Source organism: Anabaena sp. AL09 (assembly GCF_001672255.1).
GTDB classification, from domain to species: domain Bacteria; phylum Cyanobacteriota; class Cyanobacteriia; order Cyanobacteriales; family Nostocaceae; genus Dolichospermum; species Dolichospermum lemmermannii.
The window spans coordinates 1-23,026 of the sequence record NZ_LJOQ01000064.1; the positions used below are offsets into that span (position 1 = coordinate 1).

At 38.5% G+C, this 23,026-nt stretch carries 23 protein-coding genes and 1 pseudogene; 11 read left to right on the forward strand and 13 right to left on the reverse strand.

Annotated elements, in window-relative coordinates; genetic code table 11:
* The first annotated feature begins 84 nt into the window (after window positions 1-84).
* The 4 genes from AN490_RS12585 (at window position 85) to AN490_RS12600 (ending at window position 1,999) form a co-directional block, all read left to right on the forward strand.
* The gene (locus tag AN490_RS12585; protein ID WP_300003650.1) at window positions 85-639 is read left to right on the forward strand and encodes a hypothetical protein; all 555 of its coding nucleotides are present in this window, start codon (window positions 85-87) and stop codon (window positions 637-639) included.
* A gap of 109 nt (window positions 640-748) precedes the next feature.
* Window positions 749-1,348, forward strand: coding sequence for a hypothetical protein (locus tag AN490_RS12590; RefSeq protein ID WP_300003652.1), 600 nt, complete (start codon window positions 749-751; stop codon window positions 1,346-1,348).
* Window positions 1,349-1,380: 32 nt separating this feature from the next.
* The gene (locus AN490_RS12595; protein WP_300003654.1) at window positions 1,381-1,719 is read left to right on the forward strand and encodes a hypothetical protein; all 339 of its coding nucleotides are present in this window, start codon (window positions 1,381-1,383) and stop codon (window positions 1,717-1,719) included.
* Between the two features lie 49 nt (window positions 1,720-1,768).
* Window positions 1,769-1,999: a hypothetical protein gene (locus tag AN490_RS12600; RefSeq protein WP_300003656.1), complete on the forward strand. Its 231-nt coding sequence runs from the start codon at window positions 1,769-1,771 to the stop codon at window positions 1,997-1,999.
* Between the two features lie 146 nt (window positions 2,000-2,145).
* On the opposite strand, the gene AN490_RS12605 is transcribed toward AN490_RS12600, so the two are convergent.
* The 7 genes from AN490_RS12605 to AN490_RS12635 all read right to left on the reverse strand — a co-directional run bounded on the left by AN490_RS12605 (window position 2,146) and on the right by AN490_RS12635 (window position 9,909).
* Window positions 2,146-2,391: a DUF5340 domain-containing protein gene (locus AN490_RS12605; RefSeq protein WP_015080444.1), complete on the reverse strand. Its 246-nt coding sequence runs from the start codon at window positions 2,389-2,391 to the stop codon at window positions 2,146-2,148.
* A 173-nt stretch (window positions 2,392-2,564) separates the two neighbouring features.
* Complete coding sequence (trpC, locus tag AN490_RS12610) at window positions 2,565-3,446, reverse strand: indole-3-glycerol phosphate synthase TrpC (protein WP_300003659.1); 882 nt, start codon at window positions 3,444-3,446, stop codon at window positions 2,565-2,567.
* 149 nt (window positions 3,447-3,595) lie between these two features.
* Entirely contained in the window at window positions 3,596-5,026 is a 1,431-nt protein-coding gene (gene lpdA / locus AN490_RS12615) for a dihydrolipoyl dehydrogenase (protein ID WP_300003712.1), read from the reverse strand.
* A gap of 132 nt (window positions 5,027-5,158) precedes the next feature.
* A complete protein-coding gene (locus AN490_RS12620) occupies window positions 5,159-5,851 on the reverse strand; it encodes a hypothetical protein (RefSeq protein WP_300003661.1) in 693 nt (230 codons plus the stop codon).
* A gap of 25 nt (window positions 5,852-5,876) precedes the next feature.
* Entirely contained in the window at window positions 5,877-6,917 is a 1,041-nt protein-coding gene (locus AN490_RS12625) for a hypothetical protein (protein ID WP_300003663.1), read from the reverse strand.
* A 240-nt stretch (window positions 6,918-7,157) separates the two neighbouring features.
* Entirely contained in the window at window positions 7,158-8,039 is an 882-nt protein-coding gene (gene truB / locus AN490_RS12630) for a tRNA pseudouridine(55) synthase TruB (protein WP_300003665.1), read from the reverse strand.
* Window positions 8,040-8,124: 85 nt separating this feature from the next.
* Window positions 8,125-9,909 (reverse strand): alpha/beta hydrolase, encoded by a 1,785-nt coding sequence (locus AN490_RS12635; protein ID WP_300003667.1) that lies wholly within the window; start codon window positions 9,907-9,909, stop codon window positions 8,125-8,127.
* A gap of 382 nt (window positions 9,910-10,291) precedes the next feature.
* Here AN490_RS12635 and AN490_RS12640 point away from each other — a divergent pair, with 382 nt between their 5' ends.
* From AN490_RS12640 to AN490_RS12650, 3 genes are all read left to right on the forward strand, one after another.
* Window positions 10,292-10,486 carry a hypothetical protein gene (locus AN490_RS12640; RefSeq protein WP_300003669.1) on the forward strand — a complete coding sequence of 65 codons (195 nt, stop codon included), beginning with the start codon at window positions 10,292-10,294 and terminating at the stop codon, window positions 10,484-10,486.
* Between the two features lie 187 nt (window positions 10,487-10,673).
* On the forward strand, window positions 10,674-12,224 hold the full coding sequence (locus AN490_RS12645) for a serine hydrolase (RefSeq protein WP_300003671.1): 1,551 nt from the start codon (window positions 10,674-10,676) through the stop codon (window positions 12,222-12,224).
* Between the two features lie 95 nt (window positions 12,225-12,319).
* Window positions 12,320-12,592: a hypothetical protein gene (locus AN490_RS12650; protein WP_015080452.1), complete on the forward strand. Its 273-nt coding sequence runs from the start codon at window positions 12,320-12,322 to the stop codon at window positions 12,590-12,592.
* Here the strand turns inward: AN490_RS12650 and dprA are convergent.
* The 6 genes and pseudogenes from dprA to AN490_RS12680 form a co-directional block, all read right to left on the reverse strand.
* Complete coding sequence (gene dprA, locus AN490_RS12655) at window positions 12,589-13,704, reverse strand: DNA-processing protein DprA (RefSeq protein WP_213800391.1); 1,116 nt, start codon at window positions 13,702-13,704, stop codon at window positions 12,589-12,591. The genes AN490_RS12650 and dprA overlap by 4 nt on opposite strands.
* A gap of 89 nt (window positions 13,705-13,793) precedes the next feature.
* Window positions 13,794-14,447 (reverse strand): DUF2301 domain-containing membrane protein, encoded by a 654-nt coding sequence (locus tag AN490_RS12660; protein WP_271822966.1) that lies wholly within the window; start codon window positions 14,445-14,447, stop codon window positions 13,794-13,796.
* Window positions 14,448-14,558: 111 nt separating this feature from the next.
* On the reverse strand, window positions 14,559-15,287 hold the full coding sequence (locus AN490_RS12665) for an ABC transporter ATP-binding protein (RefSeq protein ID WP_300003674.1): 729 nt from the start codon (window positions 15,285-15,287) through the stop codon (window positions 14,559-14,561).
* Window positions 15,288-15,550: 263 nt separating this feature from the next.
* On the reverse strand, window positions 15,551-15,778 hold the full coding sequence (locus AN490_RS12670; RefSeq protein ID WP_300003676.1) for a 4Fe-4S dicluster domain-containing protein: 228 nt from the start codon (window positions 15,776-15,778) through the stop codon (window positions 15,551-15,553).
* 83 nt (window positions 15,779-15,861) lie between these two features.
* On the reverse strand, window positions 15,862-17,067 hold the full coding sequence (locus AN490_RS12675) for an ATP phosphoribosyltransferase regulatory subunit (RefSeq protein WP_300003678.1): 1,206 nt from the start codon (window positions 17,065-17,067) through the stop codon (window positions 15,862-15,864).
* Window positions 17,067-17,387: pseudogene (locus AN490_RS12680) on the reverse strand (tetratricopeptide repeat protein); the annotation flags it as partial. The pseudogene AN490_RS12680 and the gene AN490_RS12675, both read right to left, overlap by 1 nt.
* A 607-nt stretch (window positions 17,388-17,994) precedes the next feature.
* Between AN490_RS12680 and AN490_RS12685 the strand changes: the two are divergent.
* The 4 genes from AN490_RS12685 (at window position 17,995) to AN490_RS12700 (ending at window position 22,644) form a co-directional block, all read left to right on the forward strand.
* Window positions 17,995-18,252, forward strand: a complete 258-nt coding sequence (locus AN490_RS12685; protein WP_300003680.1) for a CTB family bacteriocin — start codon at window positions 17,995-17,997, stop codon at window positions 18,250-18,252.
* Between the two features lie 191 nt (window positions 18,253-18,443).
* The gene (locus AN490_RS12690; protein ID WP_300003682.1) at window positions 18,444-18,749 is read left to right on the forward strand and encodes a hypothetical protein; all 306 of its coding nucleotides are present in this window, start codon (window positions 18,444-18,446) and stop codon (window positions 18,747-18,749) included.
* A gap of 315 nt (window positions 18,750-19,064) precedes the next feature.
* A complete protein-coding gene (locus AN490_RS12695) occupies window positions 19,065-21,215 on the forward strand; it encodes a peptidase domain-containing ABC transporter (RefSeq protein ID WP_300003684.1) in 2,151 nt (716 codons plus the stop codon).
* A 28-nt stretch (window positions 21,216-21,243) separates the two neighbouring features.
* Complete coding sequence (locus AN490_RS12700; RefSeq protein WP_300003686.1) at window positions 21,244-22,644, forward strand: HlyD family efflux transporter periplasmic adaptor subunit; 1,401 nt, start codon at window positions 21,244-21,246, stop codon at window positions 22,642-22,644.
* The last annotated feature ends 382 nt before the right edge of the window (window positions 22,645-23,026 follow it).

The following is a 23,026-nucleotide window of genomic DNA, read 5'->3' on the forward strand; positions in this document are numbered from 1 at the left end:
TAAGACCTCTACTTGTGCTGGAGAAATCCTGGGCGAGCAAGTCATATCTTTGAACAAAGAATCCCCGTCTCTTTAGAGCGGGGAGTGTCAAATTTCTCTCAAGATGGTGCGGCTCAACCAACAGATGAACCATTAATTGAACATGAAAAAAGTTGTAGATTAATGAATTTTTCCTGTTCGTCAGATGGGATAAAACCAGCTATTACCAAAGCTGATATGATGGCAATTGCTAATGAAATAAAAAGTTTATTTCTGGATAATAAAAAGGGAATTACTTATACTACAGGAAATAAATCCGCGTCATATACTGACCCTGACAACGGATTTCCAAAAGGCAATTATTTATTAGTAAATTCAAAGTCTGACGCTACAAGCATTTACTCAAAAATATGTAACGTAATTGACGTACCCTACAAGGGTGACGGTCATGTTGTTGTTAACGACCCTGACAAACCTAGTACAACGACCGCAACAGCAGGAAAAACCACGATATTAGGAAAGTTAAGAAACAACAGAAGATACCGCCCAGTCGCTATACTTCGGTTTAGGTATGCTTATATAAGTTTTGGCAATATAGTTCCGCCAGTATTCTTGATAGACACTACATTCAGGAATCAATCTTTGGTTGAGTGGTACTAGGCATAAAAGCCTTGAAAACCACAGGAAACCTAATAGGTTTCGGGGAGAAAATATCTTAAAAAATCCGGCTTAGTATTGGCATTGAACTAATTGTTATTTGCAAATAGATATGGCAAGACGCAAAAGCGCGGCTGAGTTAGCTGAATTAGCCGCCAAGAAAAGAATCCAGGAAGCAGCCAGAAAAGCAGCTAGAGAGGCTAGTCCTAAGCCTTATGTAGCTCGACCAGAAACTGATTTTGAGTACGGATTTTATGTAGATCCACTAAATAACGAAGCGGCTCTTCGTTTCCGTATTCCCAAGGACTCCCTAACACTTTACGGCGGGTTAGCCAAAGCTGGACTGGTTGCCACTTTACCCACTGGCAAAGCCCAAATAAACATTGGGAAGGGAAACAAACAGGTAACTTTTCGTGTTCGGTGGTATTTCGGTAACGCCATCCCAGAAGTTGTACCTGAAACTGCGGCCCACGGGCGCTGGATTCGCTTTGCGGATAAGACAGCCGGGAAATATACTCATACGCTGCCATTCGGTGCAAGTGCTGGAGATGGCACAGACCCCACCCCATCGGTTGATTCTTTGATTGTGCGGTTTGATCAGCTTTTTAACACCGAAACAGAAAAGGCTAGGTTATTGGGTGCTAGAGGGGTGGTAGTTCTTGAACAGGGTTACGGCAGTAAGTATATCACTCTAGCCAAGGTTGCAGCATAGTGTTTAATGATACTTCAAAGTGGAGTCTAGTCATGGACTCCACTAAAACGGCTGTAATTTCTGGTGGCTTGATCGTTGAAAAAATTGCAGCTTTCGAGCCAGCCCATACGTTTTTATCTGACACTATTGCAGTGTTGGTGACAATAAATGCTAATTCTTCTTTGGGTTGGAAAAAGGCTGGTTACCTCACTCAATACTTTGATGCTCCGTTAGGATTATCTGGTTTAGCACAGGGGGAATCGAAATTTGTCCAACTGTTTAGACCTTCTATCTTCAGGATGAGAAATTTCCCGTCTGACTATAAGGTGTCTTTTGATGTCCCTAAATACTTTGAAGACTGTACCTTCAAGGTGTGGGAATTTACTGGTTAAGTATTTATTTTGACAATACTTGAATTAAATTAGTGATCGCCTAAAAAATATGCCCGACGAAAAAGATGGAAAAATAATCAATGCTGATGGAGTTATGGTGTTAATCACAGCCATAACCATCGTTACTCAATCCGGGCTTCATTTATTGACAGGGGGGTTTGCGGCTGGAGGTAAGCTATCTGAAATAAATTCTGAGGTCAGATTGCTTAGGCACGAGGTAGCAGCTTCTAACAAAATTCAAGATTTTAGGCTAGACAAGTTAGAGGCTGCCAGGAAGTAATTACTGGGGATTCAATACAATCCAAATTAACCGCTACAGGGGATAAAAACACAAAAAAAACCTACTAAAATCTTTCAATAAGAATGCCAGTTAAAAACCCCGCTTTTGCAGTCCTGGGTTTCTGCTTAGGTGGAAATAGACATTCATCAGGAGCAATCCACTTTATCACCAAAATGATTAATAGACCAACGGTGATCAATGCTCAGAGAAGAAGATTGAAAACTTTCTTCTAGTCGCTTTTGTTGGGATGCAGCTTTTCGCATGGTAATAATCAGTTGATTAACTTGATTGCGGAGGTCTTGGTTTTGACCTAGAGAAGTCATGGTTTGTCTTTCTAAAAGTTGAAGTATAAGTTCGTAATGGATAGGAGAAGGTAAAGGAATTGGCTCCATGTAGTTTATTGTGAAGTTGTAACTTAGGGATGTTTAATTTTTAATTTAGTTAAACTTTAGTTAACTCCAAATTAATTGTTACACAAGAAATAAATAATTGCAGTTATTCAGTCACAGGCTAGAGGAAAAATGAGGATGTAAACCCTTGTTTTATATGGCATTTAAGGCTGTGATTAAGCAAAGAGATTGGCTATTGCTAATTGAGGATCTGGTTGTTTTACCAAGGATTCACCAATCAATACAGCGGATGCACCTGCTTTTTTAACTACACTTAAATCCTCTGGGTGATGCAATCCTGATTCGCTGACCACAAGAATGTTTTTTGCTTGTAATTGTCGACCTCTATCTGTGAGTAATTGACAAGTTGTTTGTAAATCAACAGAAAAATCCTCCAAGTTGCGATTATTAATCCCGACTAAAGAAACATCATCTAAGGCTAACACCCGATCTAATTCTGCTAAATTATGCACTTCTATTAAAGCTGCCATTTTCAAGTTATTAGCAATTTTGATAAAGTATTGCAAATCTTGATCATTAAGAATTGCTGCTATTAATAAAACTGCATCTGCTCCATGAATTCGCGCCCAATACATTTGGTAAGGATAGATAATAAAATCCTTGCACAGTAAAGGTAAATCTACCGCTGAACGGACACGCGATAGATTTTCAAAACTACCTTGGAAAAATTTAACATCTGTCAGCACAGAAAGACAACTAGCTCCACCTTTTTGATAAGATTGAGCGATCGCTACTGGGTCAAAATCCTCCCTAAATACCCCTTTACTGGGAGAAGCTTTTTTGACTTCAGCAATCAAAGCCGGATTAGTTTTACCTTGACGCAAAGCATTAACAAAATCACGAGTTGGTGGTGCTGATAGGGCTTGTGTTTGCAATTCCCGCAAAGGTAGCCTTTCTCGCATTTTCTCAACTTCTGTTTCTTTCTGCCAGACAATTTCTTCTAGAATATTATTTGGTGCAGCCCCTTCTATAGCAGATTGATACTGAAGTATAGAAATATTAATAACTGGGCTAGGTGAACGACGACGGATTTGCATATTTTTTAAGGAGTTAGGAGTCACCGAGTCAGGAGTCAGGAGTCACCGAGTCAGGAGTCAGGAGTTCGGAAAGAAGAATGAAGAAGAAAGAACATTTTTCTCTTCCCCATTACCTATTACCTATCACCTGTAACTCCTTAATTCTTCTATTAACTTACTAATGCCCGTTTATAAGCTTCATCTAAGACTTCTGAAAGCGTTGGATGAGCGTGAACCAGGTAAGCAAGAGTTTGGATAGATTGACGATTAGCAATAGCGGCTGCGGCTTCGTGAATTAAATCCGAGGCGTGGGGACCAAAGATATGTACACCTAAGACCTCGCCAGTATCTTTGCGATAAATTACCTTCGTCATTCCATCAGTATCATTTTCCGCCAAAGCCTTGGAATTACCTTTAAAGTAACTCTTACTGGTGGCGACTTCAAAACCTTGAGTTAATCCTAAAGCATGGGCGGCGGTTTCTGTTAAGCCCACATAACTAACTTCTGGATGGGTAAAAGCAGCCGCAGGAATACTGCGATAGTCAACTGTTTTCTGACGACCCAAGATATTTTCTACAGCAATGATCCCTTGGGCAGATGCCGCATGAGCTAACATCATTTTGCCGGTAGCATCACCAATAGCCCAGAGATGGGGGACAACTTCCCCGTTAGCCAATACCGCCATATTATCATTGACAGGAATAAAATTGCGGCGGTCAAGTTCAACGCCAACGGATTCTAAGCCAAGATTTTGAGTAGCGGGAACCCGACCGGTAGCGACTAAACAAGCGTCAACTTCGAGAACTTCTAAATCTTCTTTAGTTTCAAAGTCAGCCAACTCAATGACTACTGGTGAACCAGGAATGACTTTTTTGGCGTAAATACCGACTTTGGTTTCAATATCGCGGGGATTAATTAAAACCCGTTCTGCCAGTTTAGCAATATCCCGATCAAATCCTGGCATTAACTCACTGAGGGCTTCAATTAAGGTAATTTCACAACCTAAAGCCGAGTAAACATCAGAAAATTCTAAGCCGATATAACCGCTACCAATAATCGCCACCCACTTGGGTAGAGTTTCTAATTTAACGCCTTGGTCACTGGTAAATACAGTTTTGCCGTCTACTTCAATTCCAGGGGGAACGAAGGGGACAGAACCAGGGGAAAGGATGATATTTTGGGCGGTGATGGTTTTCTCACCTTTATCTGTGACGATGGTAACTTTTTGTGTCCCAGATACCTTGCCCCAACCCCGGATAATATCAACTCCCAAGCGTTTGAGACTGTTGGTTAAGTCCCCTTGAATTTTGGAGACGAGATTGTTAGCATGATCAGCGATCGCTTGCCGTTCAAACTCGACATTGCCAATCTGTATTCCCAAAGACTTGAGATGATGGGCATTACGTAATTCCCTCACCTTTCCTGAAGCCGCGAGTAATGCCTTAGAAGGAATACAACCCCTGTTTACACAAGTTCCTCCCATATCTCCATCTTCAATAATTGCTGTTTTCTGACCGCAACTGATAGCGTGTAAAGCAGCACCATGACCACCCACGCCAGCGCCGATAATCACTAAATCGTAATCAAATCCAGGACTCACTTTTATTTCCCCGTTGTCTTCGCCTATTATCAACTTAACTTTTTTATGTAACTTTCTCAAATTAACAAAAAATAACGGAGAAGCTCTTGTGTCTCCCCGTTATTTTTTGTTAATGTGTAATTGGGCTTGAGATTAGTTGACCGCTGCTCTCAATTCTTTTAGCGCTTTACCAATTGCCACAAAATCTTGGCTTTGTGAAAGCGCTTGCAAAGTCACCGGACTACTTTGTTGGATAATCTGGTTGTAAGTATTAATAGCATTATTCAACTGGTTAATATCTACATCTGCATTTTCTTGATTGGGTACAATCCTACTGAGGATTACTCTCAAATTATTTCCTAAGTCTGTATTAACACCTGCATGACTTAGGAAATTTGTCAAGTTATCAGATGCGGTCTGTCCAATTGATCCGCCTTGGAAGAGGGCTACTAAGACTCCAGAATTGTTGCTATTTAATAGGTTAAGAGCAGCCGCATTTAGTTCTCTCTGAACGCTTCTTATGCTAATCCTAATTGTGCTTCCGGCTGCTGTGCGGATGATGCGAATAGAAGATGGTATAGGTATAAGAGTTTCTCCAGAACCTGAAGGATTCTGATCATTTCCTTCATTATTATTGCCACCATTGTCGGCATTGTTAGCTGTCTCGTTACCAGCGCCACTCTGACCGCCAGCGTTTCCGCCACTAAGACTGCCAGCATTCCCGCCACTAAGACTGCCAGCGCTCCCGCCACTAGGGGAAGTTTGGGCTGGGCTAGGGGTCTGCCAATTGAGTGCCAGTAGGGGAGTGAGACTGAGGGCAAGAATAAAAGTTCTGATTTTTAACATGGTGATTTTCTCAACATTGAAGTGTTTATTTAGGTAAGAAATTGAATCCATAGCCTACACTTAGAACAAAGACTGTGCCGCCTTGGCTAGTATCAGTAAGATCCGCGCCGACGGCATTAATGGTCAAGGGAATAGTAGATACAGGTACGAAAGAAGCCCCAACATTTAAACCAACTCCACTCCAGCCCATACCCACACCTATTTGGGGATGAACTTGTACCCCAACTCCAGCAAATACACCTGTACTTGCATCACCTGTGCGGAAATCGCCACCACCGGCTCCTACGGAAAAGGAGATGGGCATTTTATTAACAGTATCCTTAGGCTTTAATAGGGAGTAACTTGTGACCACACCATAGACACCGGAAGGTCTCACGGTTTCTCCACCACCAACGTGCGATGCAAAAGTTCTCCAGCCAGCAGCCGCAGCTATTTGAGTGTTGTTTTTAGCATAGATAATGCGGTTGGCTTTGAGGTCAAAAGTTCCATTTGCACCAAAACTCTTGATACTGCCAATGTTATAGCCAAGTTCTAGACCGATTAGTTTCCGGGCATCTCCTAACCCAAAACCCATACTGATACTCCCGTCTGGTTGAGTTCTAGCTTTACCAGTGGTTGCTGCGGATGCCCCTATAAAAACGTCACCCCAGGTAGCTCCAAAGGCGCTTGGCGTAGCAAAGGTAAGTGAAGGAGAGTAGGTTCGCTTGGCTGGAATTACTTTAACAAGGGGATCAACGAATAAATTCTGGCGTAATTTATCAGCATCAGTTTGACTGTTATTGACAGGGACTGGAGTCTCTGTTTGAGCAATGATCCCTGCTTCTTTTTGCTCAACAAGAGATTCAATCTTCTGCCTTGATTCTACGTTTTTCGCTAACACCTCTTGCAGATCCGGTAAGTTAGTTTTTAAGGCGGCTTGATTAGTTATTAATTCCTTACTGCTATGGGTTTTAGACGCTATCTCATCTGTTGCATAAGCAGGGGTAACTGAAAGAGTGGTGGTAGCCCATATATAGCCTAACAAAGTTGTACATATAAACTTTAGCCAACTTGGGCGTAATAACATACATAAAAGTTTTACTTTTCTCAAAATTTACTCCTCACAACGGTTATATGCACCCGAATGTATATTAGAGTAATTCCCAAAAAAGAGTCATGTACAGGATGAATTGTGCTATTTTTGTGAATTTGTCGTGAATTTATCAGGAGAATTATGAACTTTTGACACTCCCCTGGGCATTCTTGCCCGTCCTTGATGATTAGCGGGCAATTCGTCCCGCGCTACAAGAAATTTTTGGGTATTTTTTTAATTTGGATATTCATAAAACACCATTTGGGGAGCTAATAAATCATTGGTTAATTTCCCGATTCCTAAAAAATTGGTTTGGGTTTCATAAACTCGCACAAAGTCGGGAATATCAAGATTGAGGGAAATTTTTTGACCTTGACACCATCTTTTGGCTGATTCTGCTGGTAAATTTAGGGATTTTAGGTGATGTAATGGTGCGTCTGGGGATATGGGTTGAAATGTGCCGTTTTCGATTTCGGTGGCTAAATCTGTGAAGCTGAGACTGGTTTGAAGCTGAAAACTGCTGCTTTCTGTGCGAATGAGGGCAGATAGAGTGCCACCTGTGTTTAATATTGTACCTAAATCACGGGCGATCGCACGAATATATGTTCCCGAACCACAGGATATGGCTAGATCTAATTCTGGAAAATCTCCATCTCGCCAATCTAACACCTGAATTTGGGAAATTTCGACTGTTCGCACGGGAACTTCAACTTTTTCCCCTTTCCGCGCTAAATCATATAAGCGTTGGCCATCAACTTGAATGGCGCTGTAGCTGGGGGGGATTTGCTCAATTTTACCGATAAACTGGGAAAGGACGGTTTTGATATTCTCCAAATCCAATCCTGGACAGGGTACAGAGGTAATAATTTCCCCTTCTAAATCATCTGTAGTAGTTTGTATCCCCAGCCGAACAGTGGCTTGATAAGCCTTTTCTCCTGGTAAATATTGTAATAATCTGGTGGCTTTACCCAAGGCTATTGGTAATACTCCGGTAGCTTTGGGGTCTAAAGTTCCTGCGTGTCCGACTCGTTTCATATTCAGTAATTTTCGGACTTTGGCTACGCAGTCATGAGAAGTCCAGTCAAATGGTTTGTTTAAATTGAGAAAGCCTTGCACAATTTTAGATTTTAGAGTTGAGATCTTTGTATTTTCACACAAATAGGAAATAGGAGATCCCCGACTTCTTCAAGAAGTCGGGGATTTAAATCAAATGCAATAGGGAAATACCGATACCCAGCAGCCAAAATCCAAAATGGACGATGGTATGAGAAAGTCTTTTTTTAACGGGGTTGGTTTCTGGGAAATGATAGCGCAAGCGCTGACTTGTCAGTTCATCTAAAGTTGGTGCTATTTTGAGATGATCAAGAGACTGGACAAGATTTAAACCGAGAGACTGACTAGAAATACTTTCAGCATAAGCGGCGTTAAGATAGGGAAGATATTCTAGTTTTTCGGCTATATAGGTTTGGAAGAAAGGTAAACTCAAAGCATTGATGTAATCATGAGCTTGAGAAGCATCACCGATCATATCTGTTGGTAATGCCATTTGTGTACTGTCAGGATTGCTATTACCAATGGTTGAAAAATGCGTACCACCAAGTAGCATGACTAAATATTTTTGGGGATGAGTAATCCAAGAAAAAGGGACAATTTGCTCATATAATGCGGGAGCAACGGTATCTTCACTGCTACCAATGATCATGATTGGGGTGTGAATTTGGCTTAAACCGGCTTGTCCGAAAATAGAACTGGTGATGGGATTAACAGCGATCGCTGCTTTGATTCTGGTATCTTGTAAATTGTACTCTTGTCCTGACTGGTTGGGCAATTCTAAAGCTTGACATTGCAACAGTAAAGACATATTCCAAGTATTTCGCAATTTGTCGTGATCACAGTCTGCTTGTAGTTGTTGAAAGTTAATTTTTGCCCCTGCTAAAGCTAAGGCAGTATAACCTCCTAATGACTGTCCAAATATGCCTACTTGTTGTAAGTTAAATCGGTGCTGAAATTGTGAATCTGACTCTAATTGATCTAAAATATATTTGATATCCAAAGGTCTATCTTTAAATTCATTGGGGTGCATGACTTGATTGCTATTACCCTTAATTAAAGATTGTAATTGTTGAGTATTACTACCAGGATGATTGGGAATAACTACAGCAAAACCATTTGTAACTAAATGATTTGCTAAATAACGAAAATTACTACTATCCAAACCTAAGCCATGAGAAATAACAACTACAGGGGCAGGATTTTGGGTATTAGGAATATATATATCTGTGGATAAATGTCTATTTCTTGAAGAGTCGAAAAACTTGATTGTTTGTTTTCTTGCTAAAAGATTGGGTTGATTTGGCAATTTTGGGAATGGTGACAAATTAGCTTGGGAGATTTTAGCAGCTTCTAATTTTGATGTTTGGATTAATGCGGAAATAGTTTTTTCAGTTTCGCTGATCATTTTCTCCAATTCATCAGCAATTTTCATGCTGGAAACCATATCAATTTTAATATTATTTTGAGGATATTTACGTAATAAATTTAATAAATTCAACCCTTCCGGTTCAGCCGCAGCGGCAATTAAGGCTGTGCGTAATGACTGAGATACAAATTTTGGATAATAGGATTTATTTTTAATTAATTCTGCTAATCTTTGTAAGATAAATTTCCCTTGTTCGGTGTCAAGAAATTGGGCAGCTACAGCCGGACTAATTTTCAGCGGCTGCATTAAAATCTTCCTTACTTCTGGCAGTTTATTTGTGGGAATATATTGATAATATCCGGCTAAATCTGGATTAATTATTCCATATTTAGCATAGCTTTCTAAGGCACTAATGGGGATAGAAATTTCTAGTGCTGAATAAGAAGCATGAATTTGTTCTGCTGCCATAACAGAGTTACTTATCCCAAATGTTGGCAGCAATATGGATAAAATCAGTGATAGGAAATTCCTTTTCAGGGTGCTGCTCCAATTACCAAACATATTCATCGCTTAACTTTTGTGGTGATGTTGTTGAGCGAGGCTCAAATTTTGGTAGTTATTTAAACACCCTGTTAACCAATTTAAAATAATGCCTATGACAAGCTACGCAAACAAATTTAAGACGGGGTTAAATGAGGTTGCTGCTAATTAATTACTAGGACTTCTTGTCAGATCATAATCAATACAGAAATTATCTACATCAGTATTTATTATGTGTTCTTCCTGATTAATAAAATCTAAATAATGCTAATTAATCCTATTAATTAGATTTCTTTAATGCCATAGATGTCAAACTCATAACAATTGAGAATGCACTAATAATTAAATACCACTAATCCGAACTTTGAAATATCATTGATCATGACTAAATTAGACAAATCATTTTTACATGATAGTCAAGTACCAGGAATACTTAATTACTTCTGGCTGTTGGCTAGGAATCCGGGTAATATTAATTTTAGATACCTCAGCAATTAAAAATCAAAACTTGAAAATGAATAAAGATATCTGTGGTAAGGCTTCTAGTAGTTTTGATTATGCAAATTGTCTGCATGGCAATTTTAATTTACATAATTTCATGTAAATCTTCTTACTGTTGACTAACCGCAATATTAAAAACGCCAATTTGGGTTATCATGTACCTAACTGATTACCCAAAAAGATAAATATAAAGTAGACTAGACACAAAAATGCTACTTAGTCCCAAAAGGTAAACTGAGTATCAAGGTGCATAAATTTACAATCTGGGTTCAGGGTGACAAGGAGTAGCTATGTCAGAAACGAGTGACAAACTCATACCTATATCACAAAGGCAACCTGTACAGCGTCGCCGGCGTAAACGTCCAGTCTCCAAGACAGGACAGAAAAAAGTTATCAATCAGCCGGCAGTTTCTAGCCCAAGAGAAGCGGCAGCATTGGCTCGTCTAAATAATCATATCAGTTCTGCGCCTATCCCGTCTGGGGGGCGAAGACCAGCATCACGGAAGATGATGCCCCCAGGTGTTAAACCCGTCCCTACGGTCAAGAAGAATACTCAAATTTCGCCACCGGGGAATGTGAGATTAAAGACAGTACCCATGGAAAAGCCGAAAATAGCCAGAAAAGGATCACGCAAGACCAGGTTAAAACCCATGGCTAGAACCATGTTATATGCCTTGCGGTTGTTGATTGTCGGGGTGGGTGTCGGTGCGATTGTGGGTACGTTGTTGTCATTCCTAGACCCTGCTAATCGCATTAATTCAGTTATGTCGGTAGCTCAAACTACAACTTCTCAAAAATCACCTCAAAGTTCTAATACAAGCTTATATCTGGCTCAGGAAATTACTCCTTTAAAAAATTCTTTGCAAACTCTCACCACCGCTAATTCTGATTTGATACCAGGGGTGTTTTTATTAGATTTAGATAATGGTGGTTATATAGATATTAATAGTAATATAAGTTTTGCTGCGGCCAGCACGATTAAAATCCCGATTTTAATTGCTTTTTTCCAGGATGTGGATGAGGGTAAAATCCGCCTGGATGAAATGTTGACTTTGCAAAAGGAGATGATTGTCGGGGGTTCGGGAAATATGCAATATCAACCCACAGGCAGCAAATACACGGCTCTTGATGTAGCTACGAAGATGATTACAATTAGCGACAATACAGCCACGAATATGCTGGTCGCTAAATTGGGTGGACAAGAGGCGTTAAATGGGCGTTTTCGCAGTTGGGGACTGATAACGACGATGATTCGTAATCCTCTCCCGGATTTAGAAGGGACTAATACTACTAGTCCGCGAGAATTGGGGAATTTGATCTCGATGGTGAATCAAGGTAATATGGTGAGTATGCGATCGCGTGATTTAATTCTTAATATCATGAGTCGCACTGAACGAGATAATCTTTTACCTGCTGGCTTAGGAAAAGGCGCAAATGCTTATCATAAAACAGGTGATATTGGTACTATGTTGGCAGATGCGGGGTTAATTGATGTCCCGACAGGTAAGCGTTATATTGCCGCTATCATGGTAAAACGTCCCAATAATGATCCTCGCGCTGCAAAATTAATTAGTTCTATTTCTAGCGCTGCTTATCAACATTTTAGCCAAGCTACAGTCACACCCAGCAATCCAACAAATAATCAACCAGTTACTCAACCAATAACTCAACCTATTTCTAATTATCAACCACCTGTTCAACCCTTGATTCAGCAACCAATTCAACCACCACTGATGAATCCTACTATGCCTAATGGGATGGTTAATAATATGCCTGTAGGCAGTTATCCACCGCCTGTGATGACTCCACAATTGACTCCGCAATATTATCCACAACAATAAATAATTCCAAAAATAATTCAAAATTCGGTGTTGCAGAAAATGTGGGTTTATTGTTAGAACAGCGTTAAGGCTATCTATTAGATGGAGAATACATTATGAATATTCAAATTAAACCTGAAACAGAGGAATTAATACAAGCTTATATTGACACGGGGCGATTTGAAAATATAGAAGATGCAGTAAATGAGGCTTTTAGTTTGCTGCTGGACAGAGAAAGAAGACTGGAGGAACTACGGGGAAAAATAGCGGTAGGAACTGAACAGATTAAGAATGGACAAGTAACAGATGGTGAGGTAGTTTTTGCTAGACTACAAGCAAAAATTAAACTTGTTTGCGTAAATTTTATAACGTTCTCACCATTATTTTAACATTTTTGATATCGCATTCCTGGAAGTTGGGTAATTAAACCCATGAGTTCTAATTGTAATAAAGAACTAGAAACTAAAGCCGCATTCATACCTGTTTTTTGAATTATAAAATCAAAAGATAAAGCATCAATAGTTAAAGTATCTATGACTTGTTGTAATTCTGGTGGTAAGTTAGGAGGAGGGGATTTAATTATAGTAGTTTCTATATCTATTTGGGGAATCGCACCCAACAGGGTTAATAGTTCACTGAGTTCTTGATTAATTAAACCTGCACCTTGACTAATTAATTTTAAACAACCTTGGGATGGTTGATCATCAATTCTTCCTGGTAATGCGTAAACATCTCGACAAAATTCATTCGCATAAGTAGCTGTGATTAAAGCACCAGATTTTATTCCTGCTTCTATGACTAATACCGCACGACTTAAACCAGCAATGATGCGATTTCGACGGGGAAAATGGGTGCGGTTTGGTGTGGTTTTCGCGGGATATTCACTAATTACTATTCCAGATGTCAAAATCTGTTTATATAAACTTTGATTTTTATAGGGATAAATAACATCTACTCCTGTTCCCACAACTGCTATTGTTCTTCCTCCGGCTTTCATTGCTGCTGCGTGACTTTCGGTGTCTATTCCTTCGGCCATTCCAGAAACAACGGTAAAACCATTTTTGGCTAATGCGGTACTAATTTGACGCGTCCATTTAATTCCGTATTCTGTAGGTTGACGAGTTCCCACAATTCCCACTAAGGGTTTTTGTCCTGAATTTTCCTGTAAATCAACTTCTCCCCGATAGTACAATAATGGGGGTGGACTGGGGATTTCTCGCAGTAATTGGGGATATTCTGAGTCTGCTGGTGTCCAGAAATGGGGGTTTATTTGTTGGTGTTGAATGAGGAGTTGTTCTGGGTTTAAACGGGATTTTTGTTGAACAACTTTTTCTAATGTTTGAAATCCGAAACCTTCAACTTTTCGTAATTCTCCAGGACTGGCTTTCCAAGCTGTTTCTAAATTACCAAAGTGCTGTTGTACTCTTTGTAGTAATATCGGACCAATTCCCGAAATTTGTGACCAGGCTAACCAATATTTACGTTCTTCTGGATTTGACATAGGAAATTAAGATTTTTAGAATGATTTAACGCAGATAAACGCAGATGGACGCGGATGAATACGGATGATTTTTATTCTGTGCAATTAGATTAAACTTTTGCTAAATGTTGATTTTTTAAATAATCAAATACTGATTTATCGCCAATGTCGGGAGGAATGGGTTGGATAATTTTTCTCACAGCAAATATTAAGAAGAAAATTGCCCAAGTTGCTAATAAAATCGGTTCTGCTGGTGTTGATAAAATTCCGGTTAAATGTCCTAATAGTAGTAAGGGAACAAGGGGGGTTAAGATTTTGGTTTCTAAACGATGGAAACAAAAACCTTCTTTGAAAAAAATTCCTGTCAAGGCTGCAAAGGTAAAACCAATTCCTAATATGGTTAGGGGTTGATTATAAATAGTAATTGCAAATGCTTGACTATCACTATGTCCAAAAATAAAGGCACAAATGCTGCCAATTATCCAAAAAACTTGGAGAATTCGGTGCAAAAATGCCATGTAAATATGAATAGTTAATAAACTAACTCCAAGTGCAATACTAAAACAGGTGTAGAGAGGGGTCAGGGCGGCAATTGCAGCGGGTTGGGGATAGAATAGGACTAAACCGCTACCAATGGCAAAACACAGGGCTGCTATCATTAATCCTGTTCGATAAATTATCACACTTTGGCGATCGCTTTGGGTAATTGTAAATTCGCCAAATTGACCTTGATATATTTCCGGTGATATTGTTTGTGTTGTCATAAATAGTATATTCCTAGGATGTTTTAGATCCCCGACTTCTTGAAGAAGTCGGGGATCTTGTTTTTTTAGATCCCCGATTTCTTGAAGAAGTCGGGTATCTTGTTTTTGTTTTCAATGTCCCTTTCCAGCACCTAAATATAATTCTCCTACTTTTGGATCATTTAATAATTCTCTACCTGGTCCTGACATAGCATCTTTCCCTGATTCTAACACATAACCACGATCTGCCATTTCTAATGCTTTTCTGGCATTTTGTTCGACTAAAACTATCGCAGTCCCAGATTCTTTGATTTGTTTAATTTGCTCAAATACTTGAGTTACTAAAATGGGCGATAATGCGGCGGAAGGTTCATCTAAAAGCAGTAAACTGGGTTCTAACATTAATGCTTTTCCCATTGCTAACATTTGCCTTTCTCCACCGGAAAGAGTTCCCGCACGTTGACGACGGCGATCGCTCAATCGGGGAAACATATTGTATATTTTATCTTTAAGCGGTTTCAATGGGATATTCCTAACAAAAGCCCCCATTTCTAAGTTTTCATCTATGGTTAAAGACGGGAAAACATTAGCAATTTGCGGAACATAAGACATTCCTTTGGCGACAATTTCATTTGATTTTAAACCAATTAAATTTTTCTCTTTAAAGGTAATAGTTCCAGTATGAGGTGTTAAAAGTCCAAAAATAGTTTTTACTAAGGTGGATTTACCTGCACCATTGGGACCAATTACTGTGACTAATTCTCCTGGTGCAATGTGAAAGTTGACACCTTGCAAAATATCTACATCTTTAATATATCCAGCGTGGACATTTTCTACTTTTAATAAATAGTTATTAGTCATTTGTTATTAGACATTTGTAGGGATTTGGTAATGCTCACTCCTGTCAACTGAAGCTTAAAATAGCTTATCTGTTAGCTGACCTACCCGCCCGGAAATAAATTTCCGGTCTTATAGTTAAAGTGCGTTTTAACGCACTCTAATTACCTAAAAATCAACCTTCATGTTTTAAATTGAAGAAATAAGGACACAATAGTCGGTTTTAACCGACTTTAGCTATAAGACAGGGAATTTATTCCCTGGATTCTGGATTCTGGAACTTCTGACTATGCTGTGATTTTTTGCAATTCTGGTCTTTCTTCTGGTAAAATCGCCTCTTCCACTGGGCAAACTGCTATACAAATGCCACAATCTATACAGGTAGCAAAGTCAATCCAGTACCAACCTGTACCTTTAACGTTTTTCCCTGGACCTTCATGAATACAAGCTACAGGACAAGCATTTACGCAGTCAGCAACACCTTCACAAACGTCTGTAACAATGGTATGTGGCATTTTTCCGATTCCCTCTTTTTTGTCAGTCTCTCTTGTTCTACTCCTGTAGGGGTTTAGCATTGCTAAACCCCTACCACTCCTTTTTAACATCCTGCTTCAATGGTATGTGAGCCATCGGCTTTAATCCAAGCAATTTGGGCAATGGTGCGATCGCTTGCATATTGACGAATCGCCTTTGCGTCCCTATCTCCCAAGTCTATTTCTACTCTAATTAAATCAGGAGAATTACGTAATTTCTCGGCATAGGCAAAAGCCGCAGCTTCAGCGCCGGGGGTTTCTGGGACGACTAACCAATTACTAGCGGGGATATCCTGGGGTAGTTGCTGATTTAATAGGAGAATTTGGTATAAATCATCAATATTCAGTTCAAAGCCGATACCGGGAATATTTTCTTTTTGGGGATGATATAAACCTAGTAATTGGTCATAACGACCACCACTTCCTAAAATCTGTGCTTGGGAATTTGTCTCACTAACTACTTCAAAAACAATGCCTGTGTAGTAGTCAATGGTTTGAATTAGGCTCAAATCAAGGATTAAAGGAAATTTGCCATCTAGTAATGCTACTAGGGACTTGAGGTTATTTATTGCCTCATGCTGGTCTGGTTCTAGATGTAAACTGCTGACTTTTTCTAAAACCTCTCGACTATCACCCCGCAAATCCAACATAATTTTAGCGCGTTGGCGGAGTTCTTCGCTCAAAGGTAAGGTATCAATAGCTATACTATCCAAGTTAGCGATCGCCCTGCGGACTTGATTTCTGATTTCCGGGGGAAAAGCATTGAGGAGGGAGCGTGTAATTCCCGCTTCCCCTAAAATTAACCGCCAATCTTTTAAACCCAATGCTGTTAAACAATCTGCGACTAATAGCAATACTTCCGCATTGGCTAATAATCCCCCCGCACCCAGTAACTCCACCCCAGCTTGATAATACTCTTGCTGACGATTATGGCGGCCTTCCCAGTTGCGGCGAAAAACATTAGCGTTGTAATATAGTCGCTGGGGGTAGGTCGCATCTGTCATGCGAGTCACCACTGTGCGGGCGATAGAGGCAGTCAATTCTGGACGCAATCCTAATTCTTCATTTTGACTATTTTGGAGTTGAATCACCATGTGACGCTGAATTGCTTCACCTGCCATGAGGGTATCCATTCGTTCCAGAGTTGAGGTGATAATCCTGTGATATCCCCAACGTTGAAATACTTGTTCTAATCTATCTTCAATCCAGCGTTTTTGCGCCACATCTAAAGGTAGTAGATCCCTTGCTCCCGCTGCTGGTTGATACACCATTATTTTTTCTTCCCACCAAACAAACCACTTTTTCCAGACTTATCTGGTTGCTTCTCTTCAGTTTTAGAAGCGGAACTCACTTGAGAACCACTGTTTCTAATTCCTAAAGCTTGATCTACCTTGGGTTTCCATTCCAAGGCGATTTTTTCATTAGGATCTATTTTCAGGGCATTATCAAAGTGAATTTTTGCCATTTTCAGTTGATTTTGCCGTAAATATACCATTGCGATTAAACTATGGCAACGACTATTTTTCGGCTCTAACTTTAGGGCTTCCTGTAATTCTACTTTGGACTGGGACAATTGGTTTGTTTCTAGTAGTCTGTCAAAGACATTTTGACGGGTTTTTGGTAGTGCGGGCATACTATGGCTAACGCCACGCTGCGCTATCGACAAGCTCAGTACAAGTCTTGCCCCCGTGAGCGAGACGCTCAGACTACAGTCCATCATTTTTATCTTGACAAACTACTAGTTTACAGGGAATGATGGCAAGTTTGAAAGCCCTCCAGTTGTCGGCATAAAATCTAATCCTGACTAAGCATGATTTAAAATTAGATAATTTATTTAAACTCTTATAATCATATATCTATTCATGTAAATGCCCATGAGGCGAATTTTCAGTCTCATAACCCAAAGTTTGTGAAAATGAAACAAAATACTTGTTCTGTGGGTTTTAGATACTTTTGTTATTGGTTTCTGAGAATAATGAATAGAAGATAGCAGAAATTTTCTATTTGGTGAACATAATTTAGCCGAATTGGCGTGTATTTTTCGGCAATATTTAGTTCTAAATCTGGTAATTAAGTTGGCAGAAACTGACAATGAATTAACTAATCACTCCTCGATATTCTATTAACAAGCGAGGGGGGAAGCGGCAACCGAGCAGCGAACAACTCCAAGCGTAATAAAAATCAAGGAGAATTCAGTCATGTCTAATCTATTTACCGCAGTATCTGTTGAACAACAAGAAATCGTAGCTGGTGGTTATGATCTTGCACAATTTAACACTAGTTTTAGTGGTATAAACAGTGTGCAACAGGGTGGTTCTAATTCAGGCTTTAATGGTAGCACTGCTGTGGGTACACAAGGTTCTATCAGCGTCGATAGTTTTGCTCTAACTACTCTAGCAACTAATGCGCCTGCAGGATTAGTACCCGCAGTGGTAGTCGTAGCACCTAGACTTTAAGTGGGTAGTTAGAAATATTCTACCTGTGAAAGAGAAGTGGTAAAAGAGAATAAAAACATAGAATCATCAACCAGTATTAGATGATTGTTAGAGTTTTACTCTTAGCACTTCTCGTAACAAATTGAAAAAAGATTTATGTATCACAAAAAATGATACATAAATCTTATTTTTGAGAAGCAGGAGGTTTTACCATGTTGGATTATATAAAAAACCAAAACTCCAACCTATTTATAGGTATATCAGAAAAGCAACAGGAGTCTGTATCTGGGGGAATGTTTTATATGTTCTACCAAAATACGAATGTATACACTAGGGGAAGTAGTGAAATGAATATTTCTCAAGGAAATTCTAGCGGATCTGTGAGAAACGAAACTGAATATCAATTTTCTCAAACAACCTTTATTTTATCTTCATTGTTTGGTGGAGGAGGTGGAAGTCGTCGCAATAACCGCAGACGAGGTGGTAGCTTATTCGCAAAACCATTTAGTTTTTTTTAGCACAGAAACAAAATCACAATCACTTCATTTTATCTTCCACTATTTAGATCATACAGCACTCGTTCATACCAATATTCCCGACTTCTGACATAAATTTATAATTTATGGACACAATAAATAAAAGAAGTCGGGGATCTTATCATCTCACCTGAATTCTTACCTTAATTGTTCAATTTGTCTCCTTAAATATTGTACATAATTCTTAGGCAAAGTGCTGTATTCGCCAAGATTTTACACCAATTAAATAAATATAAAAAATCAATTTAATAACAAATAAATTGGCTTATTTTTCCAACCTTATATGGTTAATTGCTAATGAAATACCAATTTGTTAAACAGCATAGTGAAGAAGACTGTGGTGCAGCTTGTTTAGCGGCAATTGCCAAATATTACGGTCAAACATTTACCATTAGTCATATTCGGGAAGCCGTCGGAACAGGACAATTTGGAACTACTTTATTAGGATTAAAAAGAGGAGCAGAAATTCTGGGTTTTAAAGCCAATCCAGTGAAAACTTCTCCAGAAATATTAGATAAAATTAATGAAGCACCTTTACCCGCGATTATTCATTGGAAAGGCAATCATTGGGTGATTTTATATGGTAAAAAAGGTAAAAAATTTCTGATTGCAGATCCCGCAGTGGGAATGCGTTATCTTTCTAAAGAAGATATAAAAGCAGCTTGGACAGATTGGTTATTATTATTATTAGAACCAGACCCCCTTCGGTTTTTTGCTCAAAAGCAAGATAAAGAAGGTGGTTTTTGGCGTTTCTTCCGACGAGTTTGGATTTATCGTGGTATTTTATTCCAAGCTTTACCTCTTAATTTAGTATTGGGTTTACTGTCTTTAACTTCTCCTTTTCTGCTGCAAATTCTCACCGATGATGTATTAGTTAGAGGTGACATAAAATTATTAACTACAGTAGTCATTGCTGTAGTAGTTATGAATATTATTTCTACTAGCCTTTCGTTTGTCCAGTCTCACTTAATTGCTCATTTTGCTCAACGAATGCAATTAGGTCTAGTTTTGGAATTTGGGCGGCAAATTCTGCGTTTACCATTAACTTATTATGAAACTCGTCGCAGTGGTGAAGTTGTTAGTCGGCTGCGAGACATTGACCAGATTAATCAATTAATTGCTCAAGTTGTTATTGGGTTACCCAGTCAATTTTTTATTGCCATAATTTCCTTGGGTTTCATGTTTTTCTATAGCTGGAAACTTACCTTGGTAGCTTTAGTAATTTCTGTGGTCATGACCACGTCTACCTTTATTTTCCAGCCCACATTACAACAAAAAACTAATGAACTCTTAATTACAGAAGCGGAAACCCAAGGGGTTTTAGTGGAAACCTTTAAAGGTGCATTAACTCTCAAAACAACCGCATCAAGAAGACAATTTTGGGATGAATTACAAAATCGTTTTAATCGTCTAGCTAGGCTAACATTTCAGACGATGCAAATTGGAATTATTAATAATACCTTCTCAGGTTTTGTTTCTGGTATTGGTGGCGTAGTTTTACTCTGGTTTGGTGGCTATTTAGTAATTAACCCGGCTGAAAATATCAGTGTTGGGCAATTACTAGCATTTAATTCAATGAATGGTAATTTTATATCTTTAATTAGTACAGTTATTAATTTTGTTGATGAATTTACCCGGGCTAAAACTGCTACTCGAAGGCTGACAGAAGTTATTGATGCTACTCCAGAAGAAGAAGATAATAGTAAAAAGCCATTTGTAGAAATCTCTAGTAATGCTAATATTATTTGTACAAATTTAACCTTTCATTATCCTGGTCGAATTGATTTATTAGAAGATTTTTCTTTAACGATTCCTGGAGGTAAGAATATTGCTCTAATTGGTAAATCTGGCTGTGGTAAAAGCACCTTAGCTAAATTAATTTCTAGTTTATATCAATTGCAATCTGGTAATATCCAGATTGGGATTTATAATCTCCAAGACCTTTCTTTAGAATGTCTCCGTCAACAAATAGTTCTTGTTCCTCAAGATGCTCATTTTTGGAATCGTTCTATTATTGATAATTTCCGATTAGGAGCGCCTTATGTTAGTTTTGAGCAGATTGTTCAAGCTTGTAAAATTTCTGGTGCTGATGAATTTATAAGTAAGTTACCTGAGACATATCAAACTATTTTAGGTGAATTTGGTGCTAATATTTCTGGTGGACAAAGACAAAGATTAGCCATAGCTAGAGCCATTGTTACAGATCCAGCAATTCTCATTTTAGATGAATCTACTGGTGGACTAGATCCAGTGAGTGAAGCCCAAGTTTTAGACCAACTCTTTCAACATCGTCAAGGAAAAACAACGATTTTAATTACTCATAGGCCCAAGGTAATTAATCGGGCTGATTGGATTGTTTTAATAGATAAAGGTAGGTTAAAATTAGTAGGTTCTTTGGAAGATTTACGTAGCAAAACAGGAGACCATTTAGATTTTGTAATTCCTTAGTTATTATTATTTATTGCTTTTGATAATTATGCTTTACACTCATAATCAAGAATTCGATTCTCTCAGTGACAATGATAATTCACTTCCACCTATAAATCGGTGGACATCCTTAGCAGGTGTATTTCTGATTGGGACTGTTATTGCTAGTATTGCTTTATCCTCATGGGTAAAATATAATGTAACAATCAAAGCTGCTGCTCTTGTTCGTCCCATAGGTGAAACTCGTGTAGTCCAACCCAAGATAGAAGGGACTATTAAAAGTATTTTAGTCAAAGAAAATCAAATTGTTAAGCAAGGGGAAATAATTGCTATCTTAGATACTGATCAATTGCTAATTAAGAAAAGCCAATTAGAAGAAGGTATCAAACAAAGTAAATTACAAATAATGCAAATTTATGCTCAAAATGGGATTTTAAATAATCAAATAATGTCCGAAAAAAGAGTCGTAGAAAGAATTATCGCTGCTGCTAGAGAGGATTTGTTAAGAAATCAAAGAGAATATCAAGAACGAAGAATTAATACCGAAAATGAATTAATGACAGCGGAGGTAAATATTGAAAAAGAATTAGTAGATTTAGAAAAGGCTGAAGTTGATTTAGAGTTTGCCAAAGTAGATCGGGATCGTTATGAGAAATTATCAAAAATTGGTGCAATTGGCAACCGAGAATTTGAGCAAAAACAGCTAGTTGTCAAACAAATAAGTTTAACATTAGAATCGGCAAAAAAAGCTGTTGATATCGCTCAAATAAAAATTAAATCTAATAAAGCTGCCATTAATCCCACTACAGCCATGATGAAAATGGCAGAACAACGTATTGCTCAAGAAATTGCCAAAGGTGAAGCCAATATAGCAGTTTTAAATAAAGAAAGAGAAATCTTAATTCAGCGATTATTAGAAATACAAACTCAAATTAAACAATCACAAAAAGAACTTCAACAACTCGAAAATCAACGCAAAAACAGTATTATTCTTTCCACAAGTAATGGGATCATATTTAAACTAAATTTACGCAATTCTGGTCAATTTGTGCGGGCTGGTGAATCTATTGCTGAAGTTGTTCCTAATAATGCTCCTTTAGTAATTAAAGCCATGATTCCCACAGCAGAAATTAACAAAATTGCGATTAATCAAAAAGTCCAACTTCGTGTTGATGCTTGTCCCTATCCTGATTATGGAACTGCGAAAGGGATTGTTAAAAACATCGCTCCAGATGCAATTACACCTCAAAACAAAGATCCAAATACTACGAATTCTTCTGGTATTAGCTATTTTGAAGCCACAATTCAACCGGAAAGCTACTCATTTGGAAATAATGGTCGTCAGTGTCTACTGCAATCAGGAATGAACGCTACAGCCGAAATTATTTCTAAGGAAGAAACAGCATTACAATTTATGTTGAGAAAAGCCAGATTAATTACTGATTTATGAGTAGCAATTAAGTGTAGCAATCCTATTTGAGTTGTGATAGCGTGCAGATCCCCGACTTCTTAGAGAAGTCGGGGATCTGGTTGTTCGTATTTTTTATTCCCATTTACCAGAATTAGAACATCTTTACAATAGCTTTAAGTTTTTAATGCCAGATAAATGCTCCTCCTTTCACAAAAACCTTATGTCAATCTGGCACTTTTATTGGTAAGTATTTTCTATTACTTAATATCTCCTATAGTACCAGGCAATATATCTGTTACAACTCTGATTAAACCTAAATTATTGTTAAATAAACATATTTATTATGATCATACATCAACTTCATAATCTCAGTATTTTCTAATAAATTTCATGGAATTAGCGTGACACCCCCCATAGACAA

Excerpts from the sequence above, each read along its gene's own strand:
- AN490_RS12590 (WP_300003652.1), top strand. The coding sequence starts at position 749 with ATGGCAAGACGCAAAAGCGCGGCTGAGTTAGCTGAATTAGCCGCCAAG.
- AN490_RS12595 (WP_300003654.1), top strand. The coding sequence starts at position 1,381 with ATGGACTCCACTAAAACGGCTGTAATTTCTGGTGGCTTGATCGTTGAA.
- AN490_RS12600 (WP_300003656.1), top strand. The coding sequence starts at position 1,769 with ATGCCCGACGAAAAAGATGGAAAAATAATCAATGCTGATGGAGTTATG.
- AN490_RS12605 (WP_015080444.1), bottom strand. The coding sequence starts at position 2,391 with ATGGAGCCAATTCCTTTACCTTCTCCTATCCATTACGAACTTATACTT.
- trpC (WP_300003659.1), bottom strand. The coding sequence starts at position 3,446 with ATGCAAATCCGTCGTCGTTCACCTAGCCCAGTTATTAATATTTCTATA.
- AN490_RS12620 (WP_300003661.1), bottom strand. The coding sequence starts at position 5,851 with ATGTTAAAAATCAGAACTTTTATTCTTGCCCTCAGTCTCACTCCCCTA.
- AN490_RS12625 (WP_300003663.1), bottom strand. The coding sequence starts at position 6,917 with ATGTTATTACGCCCAAGTTGGCTAAAGTTTATATGTACAACTTTGTTA.
- AN490_RS12635 (WP_300003667.1), bottom strand. The coding sequence starts at position 9,909 with ATGAATATGTTTGGTAATTGGAGCAGCACCCTGAAAAGGAATTTCCTA.
- AN490_RS12640 (WP_300003669.1), top strand. The coding sequence starts at position 10,292 with ATGATAGTCAAGTACCAGGAATACTTAATTACTTCTGGCTGTTGGCTA.
- AN490_RS12645 (WP_300003671.1), top strand. The coding sequence starts at position 10,674 with ATGTCAGAAACGAGTGACAAACTCATACCTATATCACAAAGGCAACCT.
- AN490_RS12650 (WP_015080452.1), top strand. The coding sequence starts at position 12,320 with ATGAATATTCAAATTAAACCTGAAACAGAGGAATTAATACAAGCTTAT.
- dprA (WP_213800391.1), bottom strand. The coding sequence starts at position 13,704 with ATGTCAAATCCAGAAGAACGTAAATATTGGTTAGCCTGGTCACAAATT.
- AN490_RS12660 (WP_271822966.1), bottom strand. The coding sequence starts at position 14,447 with ATGACAACACAAACAATATCACCGGAAATATATCAAGGTCAATTTGGC.
- AN490_RS12665 (WP_300003674.1), bottom strand. The coding sequence starts at position 15,287 with ATGACTAATAACTATTTATTAAAAGTAGAAAATGTCCACGCTGGATAT.
- AN490_RS12670 (WP_300003676.1), bottom strand. The coding sequence starts at position 15,778 with ATGCCACATACCATTGTTACAGACGTTTGTGAAGGTGTTGCTGACTGC.
- AN490_RS12675 (WP_300003678.1), bottom strand. The coding sequence starts at position 17,067 with ATGGTGTATCAACCAGCAGCGGGAGCAAGGGATCTACTACCTTTAGAT.
- AN490_RS12685 (WP_300003680.1), top strand. The coding sequence starts at position 17,995 with ATGTCTAATCTATTTACCGCAGTATCTGTTGAACAACAAGAAATCGTA.
- AN490_RS12690 (WP_300003682.1), top strand. The coding sequence starts at position 18,444 with ATGTTGGATTATATAAAAAACCAAAACTCCAACCTATTTATAGGTATA.
- AN490_RS12695 (WP_300003684.1), top strand. The coding sequence starts at position 19,065 with ATGAAATACCAATTTGTTAAACAGCATAGTGAAGAAGACTGTGGTGCA.
- AN490_RS12700 (WP_300003686.1), top strand. The coding sequence starts at position 21,244 with ATGCTTTACACTCATAATCAAGAATTCGATTCTCTCAGTGACAATGAT.